Below are 26,669 nucleotides of genomic sequence, written 5' to 3'. Positions count from 1 at the left end.
CGGCCGGGGTGGCCGTGTCCTGCCCAGCCTGGGCAGGATCTGTCGGCAGCACGGCACGCAGCTGGTGCCCTAGCGTCGGAGCAGGGCGAACCATCCCGCCCCGGTGACGGCGAGGAGGAGTGCCGCCACGAACAGGGTGCGCCCGGCCAGGAAGGGCATGGGAACGAGGAACGGCGCCTGCTGGACCAGCAGGCACGCGCCGAGCAGCGCCTGGCTGCCGCCGATCCGGGCGGGTTGGGACCGCTGGGTCGCCGTCAGGCGGGCGACCCGCACCCACGCCGAGGGAAACCGTCCCGACACGGCGACACGCACGCCAAGCGCGATCATGGCCAGGCTGAGAACCACGATCACGAGGCGTACGGCGATCCACACCGGGTCCGGATCACTCAGGCTCATGCGGCCCATCATGCAGGGAACGTCAAGGTCCCAGGCCGTACCGGCAGGCCCGCTCCTTCGGCTCGACCGCGACTGTCGGGGGTACGCAGTACGGTCCCGCCATGGCAGCCAGAATCAGCCTGACCCTCGACTGCGCGGACGCGAAACTCCTCGGCGAGTTCTGGAAGACGGCGCTGGGTTACGTGGACGAGCCGCCGCCCGCGCCCTTCCGGACCCGTGCGGAGTGGCACGCGAGTTTCGACCTGCCGGAGGACGACCCGGTGGACGACGTGGCGTGGCTGTGCGATCCCGACGGCGTCGGGCCCGCGCTCTCCATCCTCAGGGTCCCCGAGCCGAAGACGGCCAAGAACCGACTGCACATCGATGTCCGGGTGCCGGGCCACGGCAGCCCCGACGAGCGGTGGGCCCGGATCAGGGCCGAGTCCGAGCGGCTGGTGAAGGCGGGCGGGAGCGTCCTTGAGGAGTTCACCGGGCACCACATCGTCATGGCCGATCCGGAGGGCAACGAGTTCTGCGTCGCCGCGGCCTCGGCGTGACGGCGCGTCGGCCGTCCGCCCGCCCCGGCTCCTGACGACGGACGGATCCGGGACAGCGCCAGGCCGCCCGGCTCTGCCAGGCTGTTCACCGACCCGCCCTGGTTCCGTCTGCGGCGGGCCGGCGCGACGGGGGGACGGAGCGTGGTCGAGCAGTCGACCGCACAGTCGGCACCGCTGGTGGTGAACCCAGGACGCCTGGCGGTGGGGCAGATGGTCGTGGTCGGCGTGACGGCCGCCCTGTTCCTGCGTGGGACCAACGGTGGCCCGTGGCTGCTGTTCGCCTTCTTCGTGGGGGTGCACGCCGTGCTGCTCGCCGGCGCGGCGACGCTGCTGACGCTGACCTACCTGCTCGGCACGCTCACCCGCCACGGATCGCTGCTGACCGAGAGCCCCGGCCGCCGGTGCGGCTGGGCCCTGCTCGTCTGGATCGGCGGCGCCGCACTCGTCGGCTACGGGCGTGCCGCCCTCGGCCACCTCGGCTTCGATCCCGACCGGCACCCCGAGGTCGGTCACTGGTTGCTGGGCCTGGGCGCGGCGCTGGTGGTGGGCCTGTTCACCCGGTCGCGACAGGCACGGACCGCCTCCGCCGCCACCATCGCGCTCTTCGTCGTGGTCACGGTCGCACTGCGAGCCCTCGACTGATCATCCCGGCCGCGCGGGCCCGGACACCTGGGGGTCGTGCGCTACGAGGACATGCCGTCGCCACGCGCGGCGTCCTCGACTTCCCGGGGCTCGACGTGCCCGAGGACGGCTGTGTCGTTCATCGCGCGTCACCAACGCCGGGCCGACGAACTCAACCGGCAGTGGATCGCGCGGTACCGGCGGCGGTGACCGGCACCTGGTCCGTCGGCCGGCAGTCCCGCCCGCCGGGTCAGCGCTGTTGGCGGTGCTGGGCGATCCCGCCTTGGATCGCCTCCCAGACGCTCCGGCCTGCCTGCCTCAGCGTCTCCCCCGCCTGCTCGGCGATCTGGGCGGCACTCGGTGCGCCACCGTCGCCACCGCCACCGCCTGAGGTCTCGGGCCGCTGCCGGCCCTGCCCGCCCTCGGACGGGCCGCCCGACGGCTCACGCTGCCCGGCCTCCAACCCGCCACCGGACCCGCCGGCACCCCGGTCCCCGCCGCCCGCTCCGGCCGTACCGCCCCCGGGACCGCCGACCCTCTCACCGCCCGGCTGCTGAGCGCCCTGTTCCGCGCGCCCCCGCCCCTGCCCGCTCCGCTCCGCGCCGCCGCCCTGTGGCGAACCGCCCGGCCGCTGCCCGCCCTGCTCCGGGGTGCCCTGGCCGCGCTCCCGTTCCTCGGGTCCGCCCGGCTCCCGACGGGCCGCCTCGTCGCCCTCCTGCTCGCGTGCGCGCTGCGCCTGGCCCTGCTCGCCGCCGCCGCCCGACCCGCTGGCGAGGCCACCACCCCGCTGGGCCTGCTCGGCGCCCAGCTCCCCGCCCTGGCCCCGGCCGCCCGGTTCCCCGCCCTGCCCTCGGCCGCCCGGTTCCCCGCCCCGGCCGGTGCCGGGCTTGCCGCCCCGGCCCGGGCCGCCCGGCTCCCGCAGTGACTGGTCGGCGACCGCACCGATCGCGCCCACCTGCTGACCGAGATCGTCGGTCGCGCCGCCGACCCGCTCCAGCGGGGGCTGCTCCCCGAGGGCGGTGAGCGGCTCAGCCCTGCCCCGCTCCCCCGGGCCGGTGAGCTGCCCACTCAGGTTGGCCAACTGCTGACTGGCCCGGTTCACGTCGTCCATCGAGGCCGCCGCCGTATCCGACAGCGTCTGGATGACCTGCGGGTTGCGGTCGATGGTGGTCAGCGCCCGGTCGAGGATCTGCACCAGCTTCTCCAGCCGCACCTTGAGCAACGCCTCGGCGTGCACCCCGGTGATGTCCAGCTCGACGCCCTCCAGGTGGACCCGTACCCCGGCGTCGAGCTGGAGGAGGTCGGCCAGCCGGGCCCGCAGGGAGACGTCGGCGTCCAGCCCGTCCACGGCGAGCCGGATCGAGTCGACCGACACCTCCGGGATGTCCAGCAGGACGTCCGGCTCGTTCTCCCCACCCCGGCGGGCGGCTTCCGCTTCGCCGTCACGTCGCCCCGATCGGCCGCCGGTCCGGTCGTCGTCCCGCTGCTGCGCGTTCTCGCTCATGCTCCCCGCTCCGCATCCTCCGGCCGGGCCGGCCGGGACCGTTCGGCGCGGGTACCCGCTATCCGGCCGAACATCCCGCCGGCCCGGCGATACGACCGGGTCACGGGTCGGGCGCGCGGGCGTCTTCCGGCGTACGGATGGGCGGCCCGAAGACGGCAATCACGAAGCTGCGCACCCGGGCATCAGCCGGTATGGTCCGGGCCTATGGGACAGGAGATGGCTGACCCGGCCGGCATCCGGCAGGAGTCCGAACGATTCGCGTTGCGCAGCGCCCTCCTGGTCCCCGCTCCCGCGCAGCGGGCGTTCGAGGTGTTCACCGGCGCCCTCGCCCAGTGGTGGGTGGTGGAATACACCTGGTCCGGGCCGGAGCAGCTCGCGGACCTGGGCATGGAGCCGCGCGGCGGCGGGATGCTCTACGAGATCGGTCCGCACGGCTTCCGCTGCGACTGGGGCCGCGTGCTGACCTGGGATCCGCCCGAGCGGCTGGTCTTCACCTGGCAGATCGGGGCGGACCGGGCACCGGTGCCGGACCCGGCGAAGGCGAGCGAGGTGGAGGTGCTCTTCCACGCGGACGGGCCGGAGCGGACGCGGGTGACGGTCGAGCACCGGCACTTCGACCGGCACGGCGAGGCCGCGGAGGGCTACCGGCAGGCGCTGACCGCCGGCTGGCACGAGCTGCTCACCCGCTACGCCGCCAGAGTGGCCGACCACAGCGCCGACTGACCGGCTTCCGGCCAGTCAGCGACCGGGGCCCGACCGCCCGGGCCACGCGCCACCGCCGTCACGCACCGCCCGGCCCACGCGCCACCGATACCATCCGCCACGTACCGCCAAGGGCTGCGGCCGGTCAGCGGCCGAGGCCGGGACGCGCGCCCGGCGCGGTGGCGACGCCCCGGCCGCCGAGGTCGGCGCGGCGGCCCGCCTCGGCACCCGAGCCGAACCCGCCGCCGGCCAGCCGGCGCGGCGCGGCGGTACGCAGCCGTGGGTACACCTCGGCGACGCGGTGCTGGACCCGGTCCGACCGGTCGGCCAGGACCAGTGCCACCGAGGGCGCGCCCGCCTCGGCGACCGCCCCGGCCTCCGCCGCCCGCAGTCGCACGCCGATCACCTGGGCGAACCCGGCCAGCCACGAGCGCCGGAAGGCGGCGACGTGCGCGCCGGCCGGCACCTCGGCGCCGGCCAGCCCGTGGGCGGCCTGCACCAGCAGCGACGTGAAGAGCAGCTCGACCCGTTCCAGGTCGCTGGCGAAGCCGAACAGGTGCATGGCGAAGCCGGCGCCCTCCCGGCGGCGGACGCAGCGGCAGCGCAGCGGATCGGCGACCGCGGCGAGCAGGCCGGCCTTGTCCCGGGCGTACGGGGCGACGACCTCGACCACCCGGTCGCCCACCGGGTCCGTGGCCGGGTCCCGGGCGGCCAGCAGCGCCCGGTCCACGCCGTAGCGGGCGATCAGCTCGGTCGCCTTGGCCGTGAACGCGGCCGACTCGGCGGGGGTGCAGGCCGGGTCCTCGGCCTGGGCCAGCAGCTTGCGCACCTTGCTGAGCATGGCGTCGGACATGCCCTCAGCCTGTCACGGCGGTCCGGCCCGGCCGCGCCACGTCCAGCCGGCGGGCGGGCGGGCAACGGTCCGGCCGGCACACGCCGTCGTCCCGGGCCGTGCCGGCGGGCGGCACGAACGGTCAGGCGGTCCGGCTACGCAGCGTCGCCACGGTCGAGCCGGCGAGCGTGAGCAGGCACTCCGGCAGCAGCCCGTCGGCCGCCGCCGCACCGAACAGCGCCTCGCCGGTGTCGTCGTCGGCGTTGGCGTACGCGCTCACGAAGCGCGCCACCCAGCGGGTGTCGTAGCCCGCCTCCTCGATGCCGGGGAAGTCCAGCGCGCACGTGCCCGGCGGCACCGGATCGCCGACCATCGTGGCGGCAAGACACCAGGCCACCCCGTACGCGCCGGCCAGGCCGGACCGGTCGACGACCGCGTCGAACGCCCCCGCCACCGCGTCGCCGTCCCCGGCCAGCGCCGAGCGGAGCACGGCGGTCGCGTCGTCAAGCGTCTGCTGTGGTGAGTCCGTCACCCACAGCACGGTAGAGGGGAGGGTCAAGCCACCCACCGACGGTCACTTTCCGTAGTCAGGGCGGGCGACCTGCGGATTGAGCCGCATCCGTGGTCCCGCCGCACGGCCCAGCACGCTAATGTGCGCAGCGGACCTTCGCCGGAGGAAGGACGACCATGTTCAAGTCACGCGCCTCGCGGGCGGCCACCCTGGCTGCCTGCGCGACGTTCCTGCTCGCCACGAGCGCCTGCGGGACCGAAGAGCCCGAGGAGGCGGCCACCCAACAGGTGCGCCTCTACGGCACCGACGGCAACATGCTGAACTCGTACCCTGCCGAGCTGAAGGACCGCGCCGGCCTGGTCGACGGCATGAAGGGCACCACGCCGCTCACGCCCCTGCCCGAGGACTTCAAGAACCGGCTCCGGTCAGTCGACCCGAAGCTGGGCGACTTCCTCTACTCCGCCGAGGCGTACGACGCGGTGGTGATCAGCGCGATCGCCGCCCAGCTCGCGGGCTCGACGGATCCGGCCGCCATCGCGAAGCAGATCGTCGGGGTCACCAACGACGGGCAGCGCTGCGAACGGGTGGCGGAGTGCCTGACCCTGGCCCGCGCGGGCCGGGACGTGGAGTACCGCAGCGTCTCGCTGACCCGGGCCGGCTTCACCGACGCCGGCGAGCCGTCCACCGCGAGCTACGGCACGCTGCACTTCGACGGCCAGCGGCTCAACGACGGCAAGACGGAGTTCGTCGGGGCCGGCGACGAGTCGGCGGCGAGCACCAAGGCCCCGCCGAAGGCGAAGAAGCAGCGCGGTGGCCGGACCGACCGCAGCGACGGCTCGCCGCTGATCCTGGGCGGCCTGCTGTCGCAGACCGGTGACCTGGCCCTCGCGTACCCGCCGATCTCCGCCGGCACCAAGCTGGCGATCAGGGAGATCAACGCTGCGGGCGGGGTGCTCGGCGAGCCGGTGGTCTGGATCGACGGCGACGACGGCACCAACCCGGCGGTCGCCAAGGCGACCGTGGCGCGGCACGTCGCGCAGAAGGTCCACGTCATCATCGGCGCCAGCGCCTCCGGCATCTCCCGCGCGGTGCTGCCCGACGTGGTGCAGGCCGGGAAGGTGCTGTTCTCCCCGTCGAACACCGACGCCAGCCTCACCGAGCTGGACGACAACGGCCTCTACTTCCGCACCGCCCCGCCGGACAGCCTCCAGGGCCGGGCGCTGGCCGACGTGATCCTCCGCGACGGCCCGCAGAAGATCGCGATCGTCGCCCGTAAGGACTCCTACGGCGAGGGCCTCCAGGGCACCGTCCGGGCCGAGCTGGAGCGGGCCGGCATCGGCGGCGACCGGCTCAAGCTGCTGACCTACGACCCGCCGGCGGACGCCAAGGCGAACCCGGTCGACTTCGTCGCGGGCGCGAAGGAGATCAAGGACTTCGGCGCGGAGGCCGTGCTGGTCATCGGCTTCGCCGAGTCCGCAGAGGTGATCCGTGCCCTCGCGGACGCCGGGGTGCAGATCCGGCACTGATTCACCACCCGTCGGACACGGACGGCCGCACCGGTGACCGGTGCGGCCGTCGTGCCGTCCGGGGCTCAGCGGGGGCGGCGCCGCTCGAGGAAATCCGTCATCCGCCGGTGCTTCTCCTCGTCCTCGAAGAGCACCGCCTGGCTGACCAGGTCGAGGTGCGGATGCGCGGCGGCCGGCGCGTCGACCGCCAGCTTGGTCAGCCGCAGCGCCAGCGCGGACCCCTTCGCCATCTCGTCGAGCAGCCCGTGTGCCGTGGGCAGCAGTTCGCCGGGCTCGGCCACCACCCGGTTGACGAGCCCGATCCGCAGCGCCTCCTCGGCGTCGACCCGCCGGCCGGTGAAGAGCAGCTCCTTGGCCCGGGCCTCCCCGACCAGCGCCGGCAGCCGGTGGGTCGCGCCCGCGCCGGCCAGGATCCCCAGCCGGACCTCCGGCTGGCCGAACACCGCCCGCGCCGTGCAGACCCGCAGATCGCAGGCGTACGCCAGCTCGGCGCCCCCGCCCAGCGCGGGCCCGTCCACGGCCGCCACGGTCGGCATCGGCAGCGCCCGGATCCGGGCGAAGGCCGCCGAGTTGATCGCCGCGAGGGCGTCCAGCCGGCCCCGCTCGCGCAGCTGCCCGATGTCCGCCCCACCGGCGAAGATCCCCTCGGTGCCGCCGGTGAGCAGCAGCAGGCGGGGCCGCGCCTCCAACTCCGCGCACACCTGGTGCAGCTCGGCGATCAGGTCGGCGTCGATGGCGTTGCGCTTCTCCGGCCGGTCGAGCGTGACCACCAGCCGGTCCGGCTGCTCCTCGATCCGCAGCCCGCTCACGAGCGGGTCCCGCCTTCCCAGCGGTAGAAGCCCTGGCCGGACTTCTTGCCCAGGCGGCCCGCGGCCACCATCTCCACCAGCAGCGGCGGCGGGGCGAACCGGTCGCCGTACGCGGCCTGGAGGGTGCGCGCGATGTCGAGCCGCACGTCCAGCCCGACGATGTCCGTCAACTCCAGCGGGCCGACCGGGTGCCGGTAGCCGAGCACCATCGCCTTGTCGATGTCGGCGGGGCTGGCCACCCCGTCGGCGACCATCCGGATGGCCTCCAGCCCGAGGGTGACCCCGAGCCGGGACGTGGCGAAGCCGGGCATGTCGCGTACGACGACGGGGTCCTTGCCCAGCCGGCCGGCGAGCGCGACCGCCGCGGCGGTGGTCTCCTCGGCGGTGGCCGGGCCGACCACGACCTCCAGCAGGGCCATCGCCCAGACCGGGTTGAAGAAGTGCAGCCCGAGGAAGCGCTCGGGCCGGGCCAGCCCCTCGGCCAGCGCGGCGATCGGGATGCTGGAGGTGTTGCTGCCCAGCAGCGCCGGCCGCAGCGCCTCGGCCTCGCGCAGCACCGCCCGCTTCAGCTCCGGCCGCTCCGGTACGGCCTCCACCACGACGGCCGGCTCCTCGGCGACCTCGGCGAGCCCCGCGCGCAGCGTCACGCGCTGCCGGTTCGTCGCGGCCCGGTCGGCGTCCAGCTTGCCGCGCTCCACCGCCCTGTCCCACAGCTCCCCGAGCCGCTCGACGGCCGCCGCGCCCCGCGCCCGGTCCACTTCGACCAGCTCGACGGCGTGCCCGGCCCCGGCCGCCACGTACGCGATGCCGAGTCCCATCGTGCCGGCCCCGACGACGACAAAGCGGTCGCTCATGACGCCTCCCTGTTTCCGGTGGCGGGACGGGGTCGACCCGCGCCCCGCCGCCCGCTCCACTCGCTCATGGGCCCGACCCTATGCAGCGGCGATCTCCCCGGCATGCGTGGGGGCGCGCCGGATCGGGTACCACGGCACCCAACCGAGGGAAGGACGGCCCAGATGAGCCAGGCACCGGAGACCGTGCACGCCGCGGACGCGGCGGAGACCGTGGAGACCCGCGGGGACGAGCGGGTCGACCTGCTGCGCGCCGACACCAACAACGACGGCCGCACCGACGTCTGGGTGGTCGACACCGACGGGGACGGCAAGCCCGACCTGTTCCAGTTCGACACCGACGGGGACGGCAAGGTGGACATCACGATGGTCGACCTCGACGAGGACGGCACCCCGGACGAGGTGGTCGACGGCGACGGCGGCCTGCCGCCCGAGCAGCTCCCCCCGACCGTCCAGGTCTGACACCCGCGCCGGGTTCCCGCGTCCGGCGGGAATCCGGCGTCGGCGCCGGGGGTCTGCGGCCGGGGCCGGTCGTCAGCCGGCGAGGCGCAGGGTCGCCAGGTAGTACGGCGCGTCCCGATCGTCCACGTCGGTCAGTCGCCAGCCGCTGCCCCGGACCAGCTCGGCCAGCTCGGCCGGGGAGCAGACCAGGTAGTCGAACCACTCGGTGCCCAGTTCCCGGTAGCGCAGCCGGAGCCGGAGCTGCCCACCGAACCGGCCCCGACGCCGGTTGCGCTCGTGGTAGCCCGTGTGCACCGGATCCCGGGTGCCGTACGGGTCGGTGCCGTGGGCGATGACCTGTGCTCCCGGCCGGGCCAGCGCCGCCAACGCGGCCAGCAGCGCCGGCCCGCGTTCCCGGCCCTCCAGCAGGCCCACGTTGTTGCCGAGCAGCAGGAACGTGTCGTAGCGGCGGCCGCCCGCGACGTGCGCGTCGACAGTGCCGTGCACCAGGTCGCGTACGCCCCGGCGGCGGCAGACGGCCAGCGCCCCGGCCGAGGTGTCCAGCCCGGTGACGGGCACGCCCCGTTCCTGGAGCAGCAGCGCGATCCGGCCCGCCCCGACGCCGACGTCCAGGGTCGCGCCCCGGACCCGGTCCACGGCCCGGTGGTCGTACGGCTGCCAGTCGGCCGGCCCGTCCAGGTAGTGCGCGGCGGGGGCGCCGTTGATGAGCCCGTCGTCCCGCTCGATGATCTCGATGACCGGTCGCGGCAGCCGCCCGCCGGCCAGCGGGCGGGGGCCGACCCCGGTGGCCACGGCGTACGCGTCGCGCAGCATCTCCCCGAACACGTCGCCGATCCGTGGCTGTCCCGTCACGGGCTTCACGCTATCCGGCCGGTCAGTCAGCCGCACCGGCCGTATCCTGGCGGGGTGACCACCCTGGACCGCCTCGGCGCGGAGAAGTACATCCTGCTCACGACGTTCCGCAAGGACGGTCGGGCCGTGCCGACCCCGGTCTGGGCGGTGCGCGACGGCGACGCGCTCTGGGTGTGGTCGGCGGCGGACGCCGGCAAGGTGAAGCGGATCCGGCGCAGCGGCGACGTCACGGTGGCGCCGTGCGACGTCCGGGGCCGCCCGCACGGCGAGGCGGTCGCCGCCCACGCGACCCTCTGCGACGCGGCCGGCACCCGGCGGGTACGTGAGCTGATCAAGCAGAAGTACCGGATGATCGGCCGGCTCAGCCTGCTCGGCAGCCGCCTGCGGCGCGGCGAGAGCGGCACGGTCGGCATCCGGGTCGTCCTCGCGGACCGGCCGCCGGCCGGCGCCTGATCCCTTCGCCGCCGTCCGTACGCGGGCGGGGTCCGGACACGACGGAGGGCGGCGGACCACGTCCGCCGCCCTCCGTTCACACCTGTTTGTATCCCGGTCGGTCAGTCCCCCTGGCGCTGCTGGGGGATCTGTCCCTGCAACAGGGCCCTGACCTCCGACTCCCGGTACCGACGGTGTCCACCCAGCGTGCGGATGGCGCTGAGCTTGCCCGCCTTTGCCCACCGGGTCACCGTCTTCGGGTCGACACGGAACATCGACGCCACCTCGGCCGGTGTGAGTAGCGGCTCTGGTTCGTGCGTTCGCGATGCCATCGGTCACTCCTCCACATGTATAGACATCGGCCGGGGTCCCGCCGGTCGACGCGTCTCCCATGGTCCGGCTAGTCCCCGATGTCCGACATGGGCCGAACGGCCGAACGTCCCTAGACGGACGGATGAACCATGCCCGATTTATGCGACTTTTACACGGCAGAAAGTACCTTATTCGGACTCATGATCACGGTTCGTGATGCGTCGACTACGAACTCGCCTCGACTTCGGGGCAGGTTATGGGCAATTTCGCCTCAGTTGCACCTTTCCAGCAACTGGACCGCCCGCCAGCGCGCGACCAGCTTGTCGTACGCCGCCGAGGCCTCCTCCGCCTCGCCCCGGGACAGCCCGGCGAGCCCGCTCGCCACCAGCTGGGGCGAGTCGTCGGCGGCCAGCGTCTCGTCCGACAGCAGCTCGACCAGGCCGCCGTAGTCCAGCTCCACCATCGAACGGGGGTGGAACTCCTCCAGCCAGCGGGCGGCCTCCTCGACCGCCTCCGTGATCGGCGCGTCGCCGATCGACTTGCGCAGCACCGACAGGGCCCGCGACGACCGCCGCCGCGCCTTGGAGATCTCCGTCCGGTAGTGCAGCGCCCGCCGCCCGGGGTGGGTCACGTGGTGCCGTTCCTCCGGGCCGAAGAGCACGAACCAGCGCAGCGGTACGCCCCACGTGGCAATCTGCTCGTGCACGCGCGGCACGCCGTGCTCCAGCACCCGTGCCCCGCTGCGCCAGTCCTCCACCACGGCCTTCGCCTGCCCGGCGAGCACCGGCGGCACGAACGCGTCGGCCAGCACCGGAGGCACCCCGTCGCGCGCGTTCAACGCCGCCTCGGCCACCCGGATGCGCAGGTTCCACGGGCAGACCAGCAGGGCCTCGTCGGTCTCCAGGACGTACGCCTCGTCCGGCAGGTCGGGCAGCCGGGTCCAGCCGGCGCCGAGCGCCTCCAGCACCGACGTCCGTTGCCGGCCCGGCCCCTCCACCGGTGCCACCGCCCGCCCCTGCTCGACGTAGCGCCGCCAGTACGCCTGGCGGTCCCGGTCGAAGGCGGTCAGCGGCTCGTACACGCGCAGGTATGAAGCGAAGAGCGACGGCACGGCGCGATCCTCCCACGAATTGGAACTCGGCCGTCGTCGGCAGCGCGATCACGCGTGCCGTGGGCGGCCGGACGGCGTCGGCCGATACTAGGCTCAGCGGCACCGGCAGCATCCCGCCGGCGGTCCACCGGTCCGCGTCCCACAAGGGCGCACCCCACACCAGGAGCGAGTCATGGGCGTATTCGCCACCACCGAAGACCCGGGGTCCAGCGGTCACGAACAGGTCGTGTTCTGCCAGGACAAGCAGACCGGCCTCAAGGCGATCATCGGCATCTACTCCACCGCGCTCGGCCCCGCGCTCGGTGGGACCCGGTTCTACCCGTACGCCAGCGAGTCCGACGCCCTCGCCGACGTGCTCGACCTCTCCCGGGGCATGGCCTACAAGAACGCCCTCGCCGGGCTGGACCTGGGCGGCGGCAAGGCGGTCATCTGGGGTGACCCCGAGCGGATCAAGAGCGAGGCGCTGCTGCGCGCGTACGGCCGCTTCGTGGAGTCCCTGGCCGGGCGCTACTACACCGCCTGCGACGTCGGCACCTACGTCGCCGACATGGACGTGATCGCCCGCGAGACCTCGTACGTCACGGGCCGCAGCGTCGAGCACGGCGGCGCCGGCGACTCCTCGATCCTGACCGCCTGGGGCGTGTTCCAGGGCATGCGGGCCGCAGCCGAGCATGTATGGGGCGCCCCGACCCTCGCCGGCCGGCGGGTCGGCGTGGCGGGGCTGGGCAAGGTCGGCAAGTACCTCGTCGGCCACCTGATCGACGACGGCGCCGAGGTGGTGGCGACCGACGTCAACCCGAAGGCCCTGGAGTGGGCCCGCGCCACCCACCCGCAGGTCGCGCTGGTCGACGACGCCGCCGCGCTGGTCGCCGCCGACATCGACGTGTACGCCCCGTGCGCCCTGGGCGGCGCGCTCAACGACGACACGGTGCCGGCGCTGCGCGCCAAGGTGGTCGCCGGCGCGGCCAACAACCAGCTCGCCCACTCCGGCATCGAGAAGCTCCTCGCCGACCGCGGCATCCTCTACGCCCCGGACTACGTCGTGAACGCCGGCGGCGTGATCCAGGTGGCGGACGAGATCGAGGGCTTCAACTTCGACCGGGCCAAGCTGCGCGCGACCCGGATCTACGACACCACCCGGGAGATCCTGCGACTGGCCGACGCCGAGGGCGTGCCGCCGGCCGTGGCGGCGGACCGGCTGGCGGAGCGGCGGATGGCCGACGTCGGCCGGCTGCGCACGATCCACCTGCGCTGAGCGCCTCGGGGGCGGAGCGGTCGTTCCGCCCCCGGCCCCGGCGGGCCGCCCGTCCCGTTAGGGTGGTTTCGCATGGCTCTGCCCGGTGTCACGGGCGCTCCCGGCGCCGCTCCTTACCGGGTACAATCGGTGACGGCCGGATGACCGCGACGCGCGGTGTCGGTCGACGGTAACCCGAGGTGCCGAACGGTGGCATCCCCATGTACCGTAAGAGCCACGAGAGATGCCTGACGTCATCGGGGCCCGCCTTCGGGCTGCCCCGCATTCTGTGCGAGGGGGTCGAGCCATGGGGCGCGGCCGTGCTAAGGCCAAGCAGACGAAGGTGGCCCGGGAGTTGAAGTACCACTCCCCGAACACCGACCTCACCGCCTTGCAGCGCGAACTGGCGGGTGCTGGTAAGTCTGAGCACAACTTCGACGACGACTACAAAGAGTATGTCGACGACGATGATGAGGATCACGCGGACGAAGACCCGGATCCCTGGGTACGTCCGCCCCGCTGACCTCCGGTAGCAGCTGAGCACGCGGTGATCGCCCGCGTGCTCACGCATGTGCCCATCGAAGCGGCGCCAAGCCCGACGATCAGGGACCTGCCCCGCCCGGACAACCCTCCGGACGATCGGCAGGTCCCTGATCACGGTCTGTCTCAGCGGGGACGGTTGTTCCAGTTGTAGAACGTCGGGATGTTCTCGAAGTGGTTCCAGGCGCACACGGCGCTCGCGCCGTCGCCGCCCGCCACCTCGGCCCGTAGTCGCCGCGCGGCCTCGGCCTCGTGCAGGAGTGCGGTGAGTCCCGGCGCGGCTTCCCGCACCCGGTCGGCGACCTCGTCCGGGGTGTCCGTCCTCCGGTCAGGATGCCGGTGACTGGTGGTCTCGGGCATGCTCCAACACTCCCTCCAGTAAGTGGATCTTGCTGTTGCGGCAGTGCGCGGTCTGCGTACCGTCGAAACGCCCCTGTTCGAAGTAACGGTTGGCCGCGTGGCCGCCGCCGCAGAACCCGAAGTAGGGGCAGGACGCACGGCACGCCTCGACGCCGGCGAGGAACTCGCCGACCCAGGGCGTCCGGTCCGCGTGGGCGAGGATCTCGACCAGCGGGGTGGCCAGCACGTTTCCGCTGCTGAAGTCGCCGTACCGGACATCGGTGAAGCCGGCCAGCTCCGGCGAGAGCACAGTCACCGAGCCGTCGTGGCCGACGGTCGGGATCGGGTCCAACCGCCGGGGAAGCAGGTCGTCGGCGCTGCCGTCCAGCACCGCCGCGGCGTACCGCAGCGACCACTCGACCTCGCGCAGGTGGATCCGGGGCTCCCGGCGCCAGGCCGCCACCAGCTCCGCCCAGAAGGCGATCACCAGCCGCGCGTCGTGGGAGTTGTCGCGGAGGTTGACCCCCTCGGTCTCCTCGATGTTGACGCCCAGCACGTCACAGCCCAGGTCGAGGAAGTAGTCGTACAGCTCGGTGGCCAGGCCCGGCCCGGGGCGACCCACCACCGCCAGCGCCGAGAACGGCAGGCCGTGCCGGCGCAGCGCCGCCACCCCGCGCAGGATCCGGTCGTACGCGGGACCACCGCCCCGGGTGACCCGGTCGCCGTTGCGTTCCCGCGGACCGTCCACGCTCACGCTCACCCGCACCCCGTGCTCGACGAAGAACGCGCACCAGGCGTCGTCGATCAGCGTGGCGTTGGTCTGCACGTGGTGCTCGACCCCGGGCCCGAAGGGCGCGATCAGCGCGGCCAGGTGCTCCCGGCCGGCGGCCAGCGGCTCGCCGCCGTGCCACACCACCGAGAACCGGCCTGCCGCCGCCCACGGGTTGACCGACGCGGCCACCGCCTCGGCCACCGGCACCGGCATCCGCCGGTCGGCCGCGCGGAACGGCAGGTAGCAGTAGGCGCAGTCCAGGTTGCACAGGGTGGTGGGCTGCATGACCACGTACGAGGGGACGGCGGCCAGGCCACGCATCCCGCTGAACGACAGTCCCCGAGCAGCCATTGCCCTCCTCCGCGCCTGAAGGGCTGTCGGGGAAACCGGGCGGGCGGCCCCGACAGCTCTGAGGGTGCCCTTCAGGCTAGGCGGCCACGGCCACTCGGGTGAAGCCCTGATCAGGTGCCCGTACGGTCACCGGGAGTCGATCAGCCCCGGGTGTGCTGGCCGACCATCTGCACGTTGCCGGAGCCCTCGATGATCTCGCCGGCCTGCCACGCGTCGACGCCCCGGCCCGTCAGGGTGGCCAGCGCGCGGTCCGCGTCCTCGGCGGAGACGATCGCGAACATGCCGACGCCCATGTTGAAGGTCGCCTCCATCTCCGGGTCCTCGATCCGCCCCTTGGACTGGATCAGGTCGAAGATCGGCTGCGGCTTCCAGGTGGACCGGTTGACGACCGCGTCGACGTGCTCGGGGAGCACCCGGACCAGGTTGCCGGGGATGCCGCCGCCGGTGACGTGGGCGATGGAGCGCACCTCGGCCTCGGCGATGAGCTTGAGGCAGTCCTGCGCGTAGATCTTCGTCGGGGTGAGCAGCTCCTCGCCGAGGGTGCGCTGCCGGCCGAAGTCGTCGATCACCACGTCGAGCCGCATCCGGCCGGCGCCCAGCAGCACGTGGCGCACCAGCGAGTAGCCGTTGGAGTGCAGGCCGGAGGAGCGCATCGCGATGACGACGTCGCCCACCTCGACCCGGTCCGGGCTGAGGATGTCGCTCTCCTCCACCACACCGACGCCGGTGGCGGAGATGTCGTACTCGTCCGGGCGGAGCACGCCCGGGTGCTCGGCGGTCTCGCCGCCCAGCAGGGCGCAGCCGGCGTAGCGGCAGCCGTCGGCGATGCCGGCGCCGATCTCGGCGACCTTGTCCGGCACGACCTCGCCGGTGGCGATGTAGTCGAGCAGGAAGAGCGGCTCGGCGCCGCAGGCCACCAGGTCGTCGACGACCATCGCGACCAGGTCGATGCCGACCGTGTCGTGGATGTCCATCTGCTGCGCGATCACCAGCTTGGTGCCCACGCCGTCCGTGGACGAGGCCAGGATCGGGTTCTTGTACTTCTTCGTGTCCAGCCGGAACAGGCCGGCGAAGCCGCCCAGGTCGCCCATCACCTCGGGGCGCCGGGTCTGCTTCACCTTCGACTTGAGCAGTTCGACCGCGCGGTCGCCCGCCTCGATCGAGACCCCGGCGTCCGCGTACGAGACCGAGCGTTTGCGCGCCTGGCGGCCGGTGCCGGCCGTCCAGGGCTGGCGGTCGCCGCCGGCGCCGGACGGGCTGCTTCCTGCGCCGCTGCGCTCGGACACGTGCGTCACGGTTCTCCCCCTTGGTTCTGGCGCCGCGCCGGCGGTGGCCGGGCCGCGCCGGGTGGTGCTACGGGCGGTGTGTGGTCACGCCGCCCGGAGTGGCGACGAGCGGGGCGGTGTGCTCCGGGGTGTCGGCCGCCTGCGCGGCGACCCGCCGGCCCACCCCCTCGAGCACGTGCTTGCCGATCAGGTTGCCGGCGGGCAGCTCGATCGGGTATTCCCCGTCGAAGCACGCACGGCACAGCCGGGTCTTCGGCTGCTCGGTGGCGGCGATCAGGCCCGGAAGCGACACGTAGCCGAGCGTGTCCGCCCCGATGGAGCGCCGGATGCCGTCGTTGTCCAGCCCGTTGGCCAGCAGCTCGGCGCGGGTGGCGAAGTCGATGCCGTAGAAGCAGGGCCAGTTGACCGGCGGCGAGGAGATGCGCACGTGCACCTCCAGCGCGCCGGCCTCGCGCAGCATCCGCACGATCGCCCGCTGGGTGTTGCCGCGCACGATCGAGTCGTCGACCACGACCAGCCGCTTGCCCCGGACGTTCTCCCGCAGCGGGTTGAGCTTGAGCCGGATGCCGAGCTGACGCAGCGTCTGTGACGGCTGGATGAAGGTGCGCCCGACGTACGGGTTCTTCATCAGGCCGGCGCCGTAGGTGATGCCCGACTCCTCGGCGTAGCCGATCGCGGCCGGGGTGCCGGACTCCGGGACCGGGATGACCAGGTCGGCCTCGACCGGGTGCTCCTTGGCCAGCTGGCGGCCGATCTGCACCCGGGCGGAGTGCACGTTGCGGCCGGCGATGGTGGCGTCCGGGCGGGCGATGTAGACGTATTCGAAGAGGCAGCCCTTGGGCTCCGGGGCGGCGAACCGGCTGGAGCGCAGGCCGTCCTCGTCGATCGCGATCAGCTCGCCGGGCTCGACCTCGCGGACCACGCTCGCGCCGACGATGTCCAGCGCGGCCGTCTCGCTGGCCACCACCCAGCCGCGCTCCAGGCGGCCCAGCACCAGCGGGCGTACGCCGTGCGGGTCGCGGGCCGCGTAGAGGGTCGACTCGTCCATGAACACGAAGCTGAACGCGCCCCGCAGCTGCGGCAGCACCTCCAGCGCCGCCGCCTCGACCGACAGGTCCGGGCGGCTGGCCAGCAGCATCGTCACCAGGGAGGTGTCGTTGGTCGAGCCGTCGGCGACCAGGCCCCGCTCGGCGACCTCGCGCTGGAGCTCCGCGGTGTTGACCAGGTTGCCGTTGTGGGCCAGCGCGATGGTGGTGCCGGACGTGGTGGACCGGATGGTCGGCTGGGCGTTCTCCCACGTCGAGCCGCCGGTGGTGGAGTAGCGGGCGTGCCCGATCGCCACGTGCCCGCGCAGGCTGGCCAGGGTCGGCTCGTCGAAGACCTGGGCGACCAGGCCGAGGTCCTTGTAGACCACGACGCCCGAGCCGTCGCTGACCGCGATGCCCGCGGCCTCCTGGCCACGGTGCTGGAGGGCGTAGAGCCCGAAGTAGGTCAGGTTGGCGACCTCCTCCCCGGGCGCCCAGACGCCGAAGACGCCGCACGCGTCCTGGGGGCCTGGTCGTTGGGGATCAAGGTCGTGGCTCAGCCGGCCGTCGCCTCGGGGCACCTGCGCTCCCTCATGCTGATCTGGACCGGCCTTACGGAATCACGCGGGGGGCGGATCCGCACTCCTCGGCCGGGACCACTGTCGTCGCCTGACAGTGTACGCGAATCCGTGTCGATACAGAAAGTCACGATCCAGCTCCGAGGTGTGATCGGTCGATGCGCATCGCCCCAGCTAGAGCGGCAGGTGCGCGGAGAGATCCGCCCGGATTCCGCTCACCCGTACGCGACCCTGGGTGATCGCGTCGGCCCAGTCGAGCCGTCCGGTGGCCACCGCCAGCCAGGTCTCGGGCTCCATCTCGACGACGTTGGCGGGGGTGCCACGGGTGTGTCGGGGGCCGGAAACGCACTGAACTGCGCCGTAAGGTGGGACACGCACCTCCACCGATCGGCCGGGGGCGCGCTCCGCGAGGACGGTCAACAGGGCACGGACCGCCTCCCGGAGGACCGGTCGTTCGGGCGTACGCCCCTCGTCGAGCGCCGACAACGCCGCCGCGACCGCGGCGGACTTAGTGTGCGGAGAGGACACGACGGGACGATACGGCTTCAGCGCGCCGCGCCTGACGCTGGCCCTGGGTCGCGCCGATCCGGTCAGACAAGGCATAGTTGCCGACGGCGTATTCGTACCGTGATGATCCCCGGCCCGGCGCCCCGCCGCCGAGGGAAGTCAGTCCGGAAGGGCGGTGGACGTGTCAACACACCGACGTGCCTGGAAGCAGCGGGCCGGTGTGGTCGTGGCGCTGGTTGTCGGCGCTCTGCTCGCCGCCCCCGCCACACCAGCCCTGGCCGCGGACGTCACCGTGTCGCCCGGCTCGGTCACCGTCAACGCCGGCAGCGACGCCGCCGTCACCGTGCAGGTGACCCCCCGCGAAGGCGACGAGAAGGTCCAGATCAGCCTCGCCGGCCTGCCGGGCGGCGTGAGCTGCGCGGGCGGCTGCGGAGAGATCAACGTCAACAACGACCGGCCGAGGTCGCAGCTGCTGCGGATCAGGGCCAGCGACAACGCCGGCGACGCCAACGTCACCGTGACGGTGGCGGCCGAGGGCGACAAGTCCGGCGCCGGCACCGCCACCTTCCAGCTCGGCGTCAAGGGCCGGGCCCAGCCGTCCCAGCCGACCCAGACGCAGACCGTCAAATCGGTCTCCGGCAAGGTGGTCGTGCAGGCGAACGGCAAGGCCGTGCCGAACGCCGTGGTCATGCTCCAGGACGGCGCCGGCAAGAAGATCGACACGATCAGCGACGACGACGGCAACTTCCGCTTCTCCGGCAGCAGCGAGAAGCCGATCGCGCCCGGCCGGCTCGCCATCGGTGCCAGCGTCGGTGAGGTCTACGCCACCAAGAGCTTCGACGCGTCCGCCGGGCAGAGCGTCACCGGCCAGCGCATCGCGCTGGCGATCAAGGTCGAGACGACTCCGAGCCCCACCCCGTCGGCCAGCGAGGAGCCGCTCCCCTCCGACGAGCCCGTCGAGGAGACGCCCGAGGAGAGCACCGAGGCGACCCCGGGCGCGGCGGCCAACGCCAGCAACGAGGACTCCGGCGGAATGGGCTCCTGGCTGATCATCCTGCTCGGCGGCCTGCTCGTCGCCGCCGGCGTCGGCACCATCGTGCTGCTCCTGATGCGGCGCAAGGACAACGGCGACGAAGCCGACGACGACGCCCCGGCGGGCGCCGCGGCCGGTGCGGTCCCGGCGGCCCGTGGGGCGTTCCGGGGCGCGGACGACCAGACCCGGGTGGTCAACCGGGTCGGCACCACGCCAGATCCGACGATGGTGGGCGGCGCCGCGCTCAGCGACGCCCCGACGATGATGCACCGCCCCGTGGTCGACGACGTGCCGCCGGACCCGTACGGCGCTCCCCCGCAGCCCTACGGCGCGGCGGGCAACCAGCAGGGCTGGGGCGGCAGCGGCTACGGCGACGAGCCGGCCGGCGCGGGTGGCTACGGCGGTGCCGGCTACGGCAACGCGCCCGCCTCCGGCGGCGGCTACGGCAACGCGCCCTCGTCGGGGAGCGGCTACGGCAACGCGCCCGCCTCGGGCGGCGGCTACGGCAGCAACGACTACGGCGCTCCGGCAGGTGCGGCCGGCACGGCGGGAGCCGCGGGCTACCCGCCAGCGGGCGGCGGCCGGGGCCACGGCGAGCGGTACGACGAGCCGACCGGCCGCTACACCGGCGACGCCACCCAGTACCCGGCCCCGGCCGACCCCTACGCCACCGGCGTCTACCAGCCGGAGCAGGGTCAGGGCTACGGCCAGTCCGGCCCGGGCGCGTACGGCCGGGGCGGCGAGCAGACCGGCGGTTACGACCAGCCGGGCGGCGGCTACGAGCGGGGCGGCTACGGGCAGTCCGGCGGCTACGGCGGTCAGGAGCCCACCGCGCCACGCGGCGGCTACGGCCAGTCGGGCGGCTACGACCAGCCCACCTCGTACGACAACCAGGGCGGCTACGGCCAGGGTGGCTACGGTCAGGGCGGCTACGGTCAGGAGCCCCCGCAGCAGCGCGGCGGCTACGAGGACCGCGACGGCTACGGCCAGGGTGGCTACGGCCAGCCGGGCGGCTACGACGACCCGCAGACCGGTCGCGGTCGCCCGGACGGCCCACCGCAGCAGGACCGGGGTGGCCGCCGGCTGGACTGGCTGGACGACTGACCCCCTCGGGGCCGGCCCCGACGACAGCACCACGGCGAGGGCCGTCCGGATCTCCGGGCGGCCCTCGCCGCCGTTCCGGGCCCGCCCCGACCGGGTCGGACGCGCGGTCGCGGGGAGGTCAGGCGGCGGAGAAGACGCCCTGCCGCAGCAGCGGGATCACGGCCGAGACGCCGACCCGGACGGCGACCTCCACGTCAGCGGCGAAGCCGCCCTCGATGAGCTCGCGGCCGGACACGCTGCCGCAGACCGCGGCGGGCACGTCGGGGGTGCTGGCGAGCGCGGCGAGGGCCATGGCCGCCTCCACGGAGAGGCCACCGGGCACACCCGACAGGGCGTCCAGCACGCAGGCCGCCCCGAGCTGGTCCTCCACACAGGGGCGCAGGGAGCCGTCCGGCCAGCGCTCGCCCGAGGCGATCACGCCGATCGGCGCGTCCGTCGAGCCGTACCCCTGCTGGTCGAGCCAACGGCCGACGGCTTGCGCGTTGCGCAGGCAGGCCGCGACCACCGGCAGTCCGGTGGCGCTGGCCGCCGCGCTGATGGCCGACCCGTTCGGCGACGGCAGCACGAGGTCGGCGACGACCGGCGCGGTGGTCAGCGCCGCCGACGAGAGCGACCACGGGTGTTCCGGGGTCGTCTGTCGGCGGCCCACCGCCGCGACCGCGCCGACGCGCCGTGCGTAGTCGGCGGCCTGCTCGCCCCACGGGAACGGGTGCACCCGCATGCCGCGCCCGACCGCGACGTCCACGGCGGTGGTGAACGACAGCACGTCCACCACCACCAGCACCGCGCACACCCGGCCCAGCTCGGCCGCCCCCGTCAACCCCCAGTCGAAGCGGGCGCCTGAACCGGGTTGGACGTGGACGGCCGCAGCCACCGCCTCAGCGCTGACCGGGCTCGGTGTCGCCGGGCTCGGGAGCCGACGCCCCGCCCGCCTCGGCCGGCCGGTCGGCGGCCTCGGCTGCCGACGGCTCCGGGTCGGGCGCGACGGCCTCCGCCGGGGCTGCCGCCTCGGCCGGGGCCACCGGCTCGACGGCACCGGTCGACGGGACCGGCCCGGCCGACGCGATCGGCTCGCTCACGACGGCCGACGGGTCCACCGGCTCCACGCCGGCCGATTCGGCGACGGGCAGCGGCACGGCCTCGACGGCTCCCGCCACACCGGTGGCCGGCGCGGGCACCTCGACGACCCCCGCGCCCCCGAAGAGGCGCGGCAGCGTCTCACTGTGCGCGGCGCGCAGCTCGTCCAGGCCGATGCGGAACTGGCCGTGCACCTCCAGCGCACCGCCGGTCGGGTCGGTGACGCCGATCACCTCGAACGGCACGCCGCGCTCGGCGCAGAGGGCGGTGAACGCCTTCTCGTGGCCGCGCGGCACCGACACCAGGGCCCGGCCGGCGGACTCGCTGAACAGGTAGACGAACGGCATCGAGCCGCCGTCGAACCGCTCCGGCACGGCGATCCGGGCGCCGACGCCGCGCCGCAGGCAGGACTCCACCAGGCTTTGCGCGAGGCCGCCGTCGGAGAGGTCGTGCGCGGCGCTCAGGTGCCCGACCCGCGCGGCCTCCGCCAGCAGGTCGGCCAGGAGCCGCTCGCGGGCCAGGTCGACCTGCGGGGGTACGCCGCCGAGGTGCTCGTGGGTGACCCAGGCCCACTCCGAGCCGGAGAGCTCCACGTGCGTCTCGCCGAGCAGGAAGATCTGGTCGTGGTCGCCGCCCGGCCGGGGCACGAAGCCCATCGGCACCCGGTCGGACACGTCGTCGAGCACGCCGAGCACACCGACCACCGGGGTCGGGTGGATCGGCGCCGCGCCGGTCTGGTTGTAGAAGCTGACGTTGCCGCCGGTGACCGGGATGCCCAGCTCGGCGCAGCCGTCCGCCAGGCCGCGGACGGCCTCGGCGAACTGCCACATCACGCCCGGGTCCTCCGGCGAGCCGAAGTTGAGGCAGTTGGTGACGGCGATCGGCTTCGCGCCGGTGACGGCCACGTTCCGGTACGCCTCCGCCAGCGCGAGCTTCGTGCCGTGGTACGGGTCGAGCCGCGCGTACCGGCCGTTGCCGTCCACCGACAGCGCCACGCCCAGCCCGGTCCGCTCGTCGATCCGGATCACGCCGGAGTCCTCCGGCTGGGCGAGCACGGTGTTGCCCAGCACGTAGCGGTCGTACTGCTCGGTGACCCAGGTCTTGTCGGCCAGGTTGGGCGAGGCGATCATGCGCAGCACGGTCTCGCGCAGCGCGTCCGGGTCGGCCGGTCGGGGCAGCGTCTCCGCGCGGTCGGCCTGGAGCAGGATCAGGTCGGCCGGCTCGCGCATCGGGCGGGCGTAGACGGGACCGTCGTCGACCAGCGAGCCCGGCGGCACGTCCACCACGAGCTGGTCGTGCCAGGTGATCAGCAGCCGGCCCGGCTGGCCGTCCGGCGCCGGCGGGGTGACCTCGCCGATGGCGGTGGCCCAGACGCCCCACTTCTCGGCGGTCTTGAGCACCGCTTCGAGCTTCTCCGGCTCGACGACCAGCAGCATCCGCTCCTGGGACTCGCTGGCCAGGATCTCGTGCGGCTCCATCGAGGCCTCGCGCAGCGGCACGCGCTCCAGCCAGACCCGCATGCCGGTGCCGGCCGCCGCGGCGGTCTCGGTCAGCGCGCAGGTCAGGCCGGCGCCGCCGAGGTCCTGGATGCCGACGACCAGCCGGGCGTCGTAGAGCTCCAGGCAGGCCTCGATGAGCAGCTTCTCCATGAACGGGTCGCCGACCTGCACCGACGGGCGGCGCTTCTCGCTGCCCTCGTCGAAGGTGGCGCTGGCCAGCACCGACACGCCGCCGATGCCGTCCCGGCCGGTCCTGGCGCCCATCAGCACGACGACGTTGCCCGGGCCGGCGGCGGCCTTGTTCTGGAGCCGGTCGACCGGCAGCACCCCGAGGCAGAGCGCGTTGACCAGCGGGTTGCCCTGGTAGCAGGGGTCGAAGACGACCTCGCCGCCGATGTTCGGCAGACCCAGGCAGTTGCCGTAGCCGCCCACGCCGGCGACCACGCCGGGCAGCACCCGGGCGGTGTCGGGGTGGTCGGCGGCGCCGAAGCGCAGCGGGTCCATCACCGCGACCGGGCGGGCGCCCATGGCGAGGATGTCCCGCACGATGCCGCCGACGCCGGTGGCCGCGCCCTGGTAGGGCTCGACGAAGCTCGGGTGGTTGTGCGACTCGACCTTGAAGGTCACCGCCAGCTCGTCGGAGACCTGCACGACGCCGGCGTTCTCGCCGATGCCGGCGAGCAGCCGGTCGCTTGGCGGGGCCTTCTCGCCGAACTGCCGCAGGTGCACCTTGCTCGACTTGTAGGAGCAGTGCTCGCTCCACATGATCGAGTACATGGCCAGCTCGGCCTGGGTGGGCCGCCGGTCGAGGATGTGCCGGATCCGCTCGTACTCGTCGTCGCGGAGCCCCAGCTCGGCGTACGGCTGGAGCTCACCGGGGGTGTCCCCGGCGCGCGGCACGGTGTCCAGTCCCTCGGCCCAGTCGGCGGTCGCCGGCCCGGGACGCCCGGCCGGCGGCACGACGCCGGCCGGACGCGGCTCCACCGGCTGCGCCGGGGCGGCCGGGAAGGTCTCCGGGTTGTCCCGCAGCTCGTCCGGATGGGTGGTCATGACGTCTCCTCGCTGCGCTCGCGTCCGCCCGACGGGCGGGTGAGCCGACCGATGATGCCGCGCACGGTCACGCCGGCGTCCCCACCAGGTGCTTGAGCACCGAGGTGAAGAAGCCGAGACCGTCCAGGGAGGGGCCCGTGAGCGCCTCCACCGCGTGCTCGGGATGCGGCATGATGCCGACCACGTTGCCGGCGGGGTTCGTGATCGCGGCGATGTCGCGCTGCGACCCGTTGGGGTTGCCGCCGACGTAGCGGGCGACCACCCGGCCCTCGGCTTCGAGCTGGTCCAGCGTCGCGGTGTCGGCGACGTAGCAGCCCTCGCCGTTCTTGACCGGGATCAGCACCTCCTGGCCGGGCTGGAACGCGTTGGTCCACGCGGTGCCGACCGACTCGACGCGCAGGACCTGGTCGCGGTTGCGGAAGTGCAGGTGCTGGTTGCGGGTGAGCGCGCCGGGCAGCAGGTGGGCCTCGCAGAGGATCTGGAAGCCGTTGCAGATGCCGAGCACGGGCAGGCCGCCCCGGGCCGCGTCCACGATCGTCCCCATCACCGGGGCGAACCGGGCGATGGCGCCGCAGCGCAGGTAGTCGCCGTAGGAGAAGCCACCGGGCAGGACGACGGCGTCCACCCCGTGCAGCTGCGGGTCGCCGTGCCAGAGGCGGACCGGTTCGGCGCCCGCGATCCGGACGGCCCGGGCCGCGTCCCCGTCGTCGAGCGAGCCGGGGAAGGTGACCACACCCACCCGGGCGGTCACGAGCGTGCGTCCACGGTCTCGTCGGCCTCGGCCACGCGGACCGTGAAGTCCTCGATGACCGGGTTGGCGAGCAGCTTGTCGGCGATCTCCCGGGCCCGGTCCAGGTCCGGTTCACCGGTGAATTCGATCTCGATCCGCCTGCCGATCCGAACCGAGGCGACGTCGCTGACGCCGAGCCGGGGCAGCGCGTTTGCGACGGCCTGGCCCTGGGGATCGAGGATCTCGGGCTTGAGCATGACGTCGACGACGACGCGAGGCACTGGGCACTCCTGACTGTGTACGCAGTTGGGTGCCTACCCACAACGGGCGAGCGCAGCCAGCCTACCTGGCAGATACCGCCCCGGACGCACCGGCCGGACGCAGTTCAGGCGGTGATCGACATTCCCGGCGCGGGGCCCGGGGACCGATGCGGGTTCGTTGCGATCCCGATGCCCATCCGTTGCCGACCGGCCCGTTTCGCCCCGCTCCGCCGGGCCGCCCGAGGCCGCCCGCCGCCCCGCCCGCCATACCGTCTCATCCATCATTTCCGATGGATCTCTTGTGAACGACATCTCAGGGGCCCTACCGTACATCGTCGTACGTCGATCGACCGTCGGGCCACCCCGCCCGCCGGCCGACAGCTCGACCCGGTGAACCCGGGCCCCACCCCGAAGGAGCCCCCATGCGCATCCGATCCATGGTCGCGGTGCTGGCCACCGCAGCGGCCGGCCTGCTCGGCGCCAGCTCCGGCGCCCTCGCCGCCCCGGCCGGCCCGCAGCCGATCATCGGCGGCAGCACCGTCTCGTCGGCCCCGTGGGCCGCCGCCGTGCTCAGCAACGGCTCGTTCACCTGCTCCGGCACCATCATCGCGCCGCAGTGGGTGCTCACCGCGCGGCACTGCGTGAACGGCACGATGTCCGTCCGCGTCGGCAGCGTCTACCGCTCCTCCGGCGGTCAGACCCGCACCGTCAGCGCCAGCTACAGCCGGTACGACCTGGCCCTGCTGCGCCTGTCCAGCTCGGTGAGCACCTCGTACGTCACGCTCGCCAACAGCAACCCGCCGCTCAACTCGACCAACTCGATCTACGGCTGGGGCATGACCTGCTACAGCGGCTGCTCCGCGTCGACCCAGCTGAAGACCGCGTCGGTCCGGGTGACCAGCAACAGCGCCACCGACGCGTACGGCGGGCAGGCGATCCGGAGCACCCGGATCAACGGCAACGCCTGGCGGGGCGACTCGGGCGGCCCGCAGTTCTACAACGGCGCGCAGGTCGGCGTCGCCTCCACCGCCGACGGCCAGAGCATCCAGAACTACGGCAGCGTCGCGTACAACCGGGCCTGGATCACCCAGACTGCCGGTGTCTGACGGTTAGCACCGCGCCGGGCGCGGATGGTCGGCAGCGCGCCGGCCGTCCGCGCCGCGCCGTTTTGCAGCATCCGATCAGGTGAACACGGCTCACGATCGGGTGCGCGCAACCCTGAGAGCATCGGAAACGTGCTGGTCGTGACGACGGAGCAACTACCCGGGTACGAGATCCGCCAGATCCTCGGCGAAGTGGTGTCATCGATGGCCAGGACGCGGAACCCGTACCGCGAGGGGGTCAAGAACCTGCGCGGTGGCGCGTACGACCCGATGGCCCCGGACAACCTCACCCGGTGGCGTACGGACTCGGTGGCCCGGCTCGGCGAGGAGGCCCGCCGCATCGGCGCGAACGCCGTGGTGGGGATGCGCTTCGACAGCCGCGACTGCGGCGAGATGTGGATGGAGATCTGCGCGTACGGCACGGCCGTGGTCGTGGCGCCCAAGATGCCCGACGTCATGCCGCCCGACCAGCCGCTGGTCGCCGCGGAGACCGCGCACGACCCCTCCTTCGCCGAGTCCCCGGGTGGCATCGCCGAACCGGCGAGCGCCCCCAACCTCCGCTCGGCCGCCGAAACCCCCACCCGCGACTGACCCACCCACCCTCCCGGGCCCCGCCCGCCGGCCCGCCCGCCCGCCGGCCCGCCCGCCCGCCGGCCCGCCCGCCCGCCGGCCCGCCCGCCCGCCGGCCCGCCCGCCCGCCGGCCCGCCGGCCCGCCGGCCCGCC

Annotated in this window: 29 protein-coding genes; 11 read left to right on the top strand and 18 right to left on the bottom strand. The window is 73.8% G+C overall.

The features are described 5' to 3' along the window. Nucleotides 1-69: 69 nt before the first annotated feature. Nucleotides 70-396 (bottom strand): hypothetical protein, encoded by a 327-nt coding sequence (locus ACN27A_RS23135; protein WP_421456789.1) that lies wholly within the window; start codon nt 394-396, stop codon nt 70-72. Between the two features lie 101 nt (nt 397-497). Between ACN27A_RS23135 and ACN27A_RS23130 the strand changes: the two genes are divergently transcribed. Together ACN27A_RS23130 and ACN27A_RS23125 are read left to right on the top strand one after the other, a co-directional pair. Continuing rightward, entirely contained in the window at nt 498-932 is a 435-nt protein-coding gene (locus ACN27A_RS23130) for a VOC family protein (protein ID WP_421456788.1), read from the top strand. Between the two features lie 141 nt (nt 933-1,073). Further along, nucleotides 1,074-1,574, top strand: a complete 501-nt coding sequence (locus tag ACN27A_RS23125) for a hypothetical protein (protein WP_421456787.1) — start codon at nt 1,074-1,076, stop codon at nt 1,572-1,574. A 229-nt stretch (nt 1,575-1,803) separates the two neighbouring features. On the opposite strand, the gene ACN27A_RS23120 is transcribed toward ACN27A_RS23125, so the two are convergent. Next, nucleotides 1,804-3,057 (bottom strand): hypothetical protein, encoded by a 1,254-nt coding sequence (locus tag ACN27A_RS23120; RefSeq protein WP_421456786.1) that lies wholly within the window; start codon nt 3,055-3,057, stop codon nt 1,804-1,806. Between the two features lie 204 nt (nt 3,058-3,261). Between ACN27A_RS23120 and ACN27A_RS23115 the strand changes: the two genes are divergently transcribed. Continuing rightward, nucleotides 3,262-3,780: an SRPBCC family protein gene (locus tag ACN27A_RS23115; RefSeq protein ID WP_357576936.1), complete on the top strand. Its 519-nt coding sequence runs from the start codon at nt 3,262-3,264 to the stop codon at nt 3,778-3,780. Between the two features lie 124 nt (nt 3,781-3,904). On the opposite strand, the gene ACN27A_RS23110 is transcribed toward ACN27A_RS23115, so the two are convergent. Further along, entirely contained in the window at nt 3,905-4,612 is a 708-nt protein-coding gene (locus ACN27A_RS23110; protein ID WP_121397218.1) for a DUF2786 domain-containing protein, read from the bottom strand. A gap of 121 nt (nt 4,613-4,733) precedes the next feature. Further along, entirely contained in the window at nt 4,734-5,123 is a 390-nt protein-coding gene (locus tag ACN27A_RS23105; protein ID WP_311412127.1) for a hypothetical protein, read from the bottom strand. Between the two features lie 155 nt (nt 5,124-5,278). On the opposite strand from ACN27A_RS23105, the gene ACN27A_RS23100 reads away from it, so the two are divergent. Next, complete coding sequence (locus tag ACN27A_RS23100) at nt 5,279-6,628, top strand: ABC transporter substrate-binding protein (RefSeq protein ID WP_421456785.1); 1,350 nt, start codon at nt 5,279-5,281, stop codon at nt 6,626-6,628. A 65-nt stretch (nt 6,629-6,693) separates the two neighbouring features. On the opposite strand, the gene ACN27A_RS23095 is transcribed toward ACN27A_RS23100, so the two are convergent. Together ACN27A_RS23095 and ACN27A_RS23090 are read right to left on the bottom strand one after the other, a co-directional pair. Continuing rightward, nucleotides 6,694-7,437: an enoyl-CoA hydratase/isomerase family protein gene (locus ACN27A_RS23095; protein WP_421456784.1), complete on the bottom strand. Its 744-nt coding sequence runs from the start codon at nt 7,435-7,437 to the stop codon at nt 6,694-6,696. Continuing rightward, on the bottom strand, nt 7,434-8,291 hold the full coding sequence (locus tag ACN27A_RS23090; protein WP_421456783.1) for a 3-hydroxyacyl-CoA dehydrogenase family protein: 858 nt from the start codon (nt 8,289-8,291) through the stop codon (nt 7,434-7,436). Before ACN27A_RS23090 ends, ACN27A_RS23095 begins: the two co-directional genes overlap by 4 nt. A gap of 162 nt (nt 8,292-8,453) precedes the next feature. On the opposite strand from ACN27A_RS23090, the gene ACN27A_RS23085 reads away from it, so the two are divergent. Further along, a complete protein-coding gene (locus ACN27A_RS23085) occupies nt 8,454-8,750 on the top strand; it encodes a hypothetical protein (RefSeq protein WP_151455703.1) in 297 nt (98 codons plus the stop codon). A gap of 72 nt (nt 8,751-8,822) precedes the next feature. Here the strand turns inward: ACN27A_RS23085 and ACN27A_RS23080 are convergent, their stop codons facing one another. Next, entirely contained in the window at nt 8,823-9,602 is a 780-nt protein-coding gene (locus ACN27A_RS23080; RefSeq protein ID WP_421456782.1) for a class I SAM-dependent methyltransferase, read from the bottom strand. Nucleotides 9,603-9,656: 54 nt separating this feature from the next. Here ACN27A_RS23080 and ACN27A_RS23075 point away from each other — a divergent pair, with 54 nt between their 5' ends. Beyond that, nucleotides 9,657-10,055: a PPOX class F420-dependent oxidoreductase gene (locus ACN27A_RS23075; RefSeq protein ID WP_132235136.1), complete on the top strand. Its 399-nt coding sequence runs from the start codon at nt 9,657-9,659 to the stop codon at nt 10,053-10,055. Between the two features lie 101 nt (nt 10,056-10,156). On the opposite strand, the gene ACN27A_RS23070 is transcribed toward ACN27A_RS23075, so the two are convergent. Together ACN27A_RS23070 and ACN27A_RS23065 are read right to left on the bottom strand one after the other, a co-directional pair. Further along, entirely contained in the window at nt 10,157-10,366 is a 210-nt protein-coding gene (locus tag ACN27A_RS23070; RefSeq protein ID WP_007073996.1) for a BldC family transcriptional regulator, read from the bottom strand. A 251-nt stretch (nt 10,367-10,617) separates the two neighbouring features. After that, the gene (locus ACN27A_RS23065; RefSeq protein ID WP_151455705.1) at nt 10,618-11,457 is read right to left on the bottom strand and encodes a hypothetical protein; all 840 of its coding nucleotides are present in this window, start codon (nt 11,455-11,457) and stop codon (nt 10,618-10,620) included. 172 nt (nt 11,458-11,629) lie between these two features. Here ACN27A_RS23065 and ACN27A_RS23060 point away from each other — a divergent pair, with 172 nt between their 5' ends. Then, entirely contained in the window at nt 11,630-12,712 is a 1,083-nt protein-coding gene (locus ACN27A_RS23060; protein ID WP_357576944.1) for a Glu/Leu/Phe/Val family dehydrogenase, read from the top strand. A 286-nt stretch (nt 12,713-12,998) separates the two neighbouring features. Further along, nucleotides 12,999-13,214: a DUF3073 domain-containing protein gene (locus ACN27A_RS23055; RefSeq protein WP_089002617.1), complete on the top strand. Its 216-nt coding sequence runs from the start codon at nt 12,999-13,001 to the stop codon at nt 13,212-13,214. Between the two features lie 143 nt (nt 13,215-13,357). On the opposite strand, the gene amcA is transcribed toward ACN27A_RS23055, so the two are convergent. The 5 genes from amcA to ACN27A_RS23030 all read right to left on the bottom strand — a co-directional run bounded on the left by amcA (nt 13,358) and on the right by ACN27A_RS23030 (nt 18,110). After that, the gene (gene amcA / locus ACN27A_RS23050; protein WP_151455707.1) at nt 13,358-13,591 is read right to left on the bottom strand and encodes a multiple cyclophane-containing RiPP AmcA; all 234 of its coding nucleotides are present in this window, start codon (nt 13,589-13,591) and stop codon (nt 13,358-13,360) included. Continuing rightward, nucleotides 13,560-14,663: a cyclophane-forming radical SAM peptide maturase AmcB gene (gene amcB, locus ACN27A_RS23045; RefSeq protein ID WP_421458569.1), complete on the bottom strand. Its 1,104-nt coding sequence runs from the start codon at nt 14,661-14,663 to the stop codon at nt 13,560-13,562. Before amcB ends, amcA begins: the two co-directional genes overlap by 32 nt. A gap of 170 nt (nt 14,664-14,833) precedes the next feature. After that, on the bottom strand, nt 14,834-15,988 hold the full coding sequence (gene purM, locus ACN27A_RS23040) for a phosphoribosylformylglycinamidine cyclo-ligase (protein ID WP_132235146.1): 1,155 nt from the start codon (nt 15,986-15,988) through the stop codon (nt 14,834-14,836). Nucleotides 15,989-16,046: 58 nt separating this feature from the next. Then, nucleotides 16,047-17,585 carry an amidophosphoribosyltransferase gene (gene purF, locus ACN27A_RS23035; RefSeq protein WP_421456781.1) on the bottom strand — a complete coding sequence of 513 codons (1,539 nt, stop codon included), beginning with the start codon at nt 17,583-17,585 and terminating at the stop codon, nt 16,047-16,049. A gap of 171 nt (nt 17,586-17,756) precedes the next feature. Beyond that, a complete protein-coding gene (locus ACN27A_RS23030) occupies nt 17,757-18,110 on the bottom strand; it encodes a sterol carrier family protein (protein WP_421456780.1) in 354 nt (117 codons plus the stop codon). Between the two features lie 160 nt (nt 18,111-18,270). Here ACN27A_RS23030 and ACN27A_RS23025 point away from each other — a divergent pair, with 160 nt between their 5' ends. After that, the gene (locus ACN27A_RS23025; protein ID WP_421456779.1) at nt 18,271-20,226 is read left to right on the top strand and encodes a hypothetical protein; all 1,956 of its coding nucleotides are present in this window, start codon (nt 18,271-18,273) and stop codon (nt 20,224-20,226) included. Between the two features lie 118 nt (nt 20,227-20,344). Here the strand turns inward: ACN27A_RS23025 and ACN27A_RS23020 are convergent, their stop codons facing one another. From ACN27A_RS23020 to purS, 4 genes are all read right to left on the bottom strand, one after another. Beyond that, on the bottom strand, nt 20,345-21,100 hold the full coding sequence (locus ACN27A_RS23020) for a 2-phosphosulfolactate phosphatase (RefSeq protein ID WP_421456778.1): 756 nt from the start codon (nt 21,098-21,100) through the stop codon (nt 20,345-20,347). A gap of 4 nt (nt 21,101-21,104) precedes the next feature. After that, nucleotides 21,105-23,852, bottom strand: coding sequence for a phosphoribosylformylglycinamidine synthase subunit PurL (gene purL, locus ACN27A_RS23015; protein ID WP_421456777.1), 2,748 nt, complete (start codon nt 23,850-23,852; stop codon nt 21,105-21,107). A 67-nt stretch (nt 23,853-23,919) separates the two neighbouring features. After that, nucleotides 23,920-24,603: a phosphoribosylformylglycinamidine synthase subunit PurQ gene (purQ, locus tag ACN27A_RS23010; protein WP_421456776.1), complete on the bottom strand. Its 684-nt coding sequence runs from the start codon at nt 24,601-24,603 to the stop codon at nt 23,920-23,922. Beyond that, on the bottom strand, nt 24,600-24,863 hold the full coding sequence (gene purS / locus ACN27A_RS23005; protein ID WP_121397234.1) for a phosphoribosylformylglycinamidine synthase subunit PurS: 264 nt from the start codon (nt 24,861-24,863) through the stop codon (nt 24,600-24,602). Before purS ends, purQ begins: the two co-directional genes overlap by 4 nt. A 401-nt stretch (nt 24,864-25,264) precedes the next feature. On the opposite strand from purS, the gene ACN27A_RS23000 reads away from it, so the two are divergent. Both ACN27A_RS23000 and ACN27A_RS22995 read left to right on the top strand, forming a co-directional pair. Next, on the top strand, nt 25,265-25,948 hold the full coding sequence (locus ACN27A_RS23000; protein ID WP_421456775.1) for a S1 family peptidase: 684 nt from the start codon (nt 25,265-25,267) through the stop codon (nt 25,946-25,948). A gap of 24 nt (nt 25,949-25,972) precedes the next feature. Then, entirely contained in the window at nt 25,973-26,536 is a 564-nt protein-coding gene (locus ACN27A_RS22995) for a YbjQ family protein (RefSeq protein ID WP_421456774.1), read from the top strand. Nucleotides 26,537-26,669 lie beyond the last annotated feature (133 nt).

Source organism: Micromonospora sp. WMMD737, from assembly GCF_049179055.1.
Classification (GTDB): Bacteria; Actinomycetota; Actinomycetes; order Mycobacteriales; family Micromonosporaceae; genus Micromonospora; species Micromonospora reichwaldensis.
This window is presented reverse-complemented; position numbering and strand designations above follow the sequence as displayed.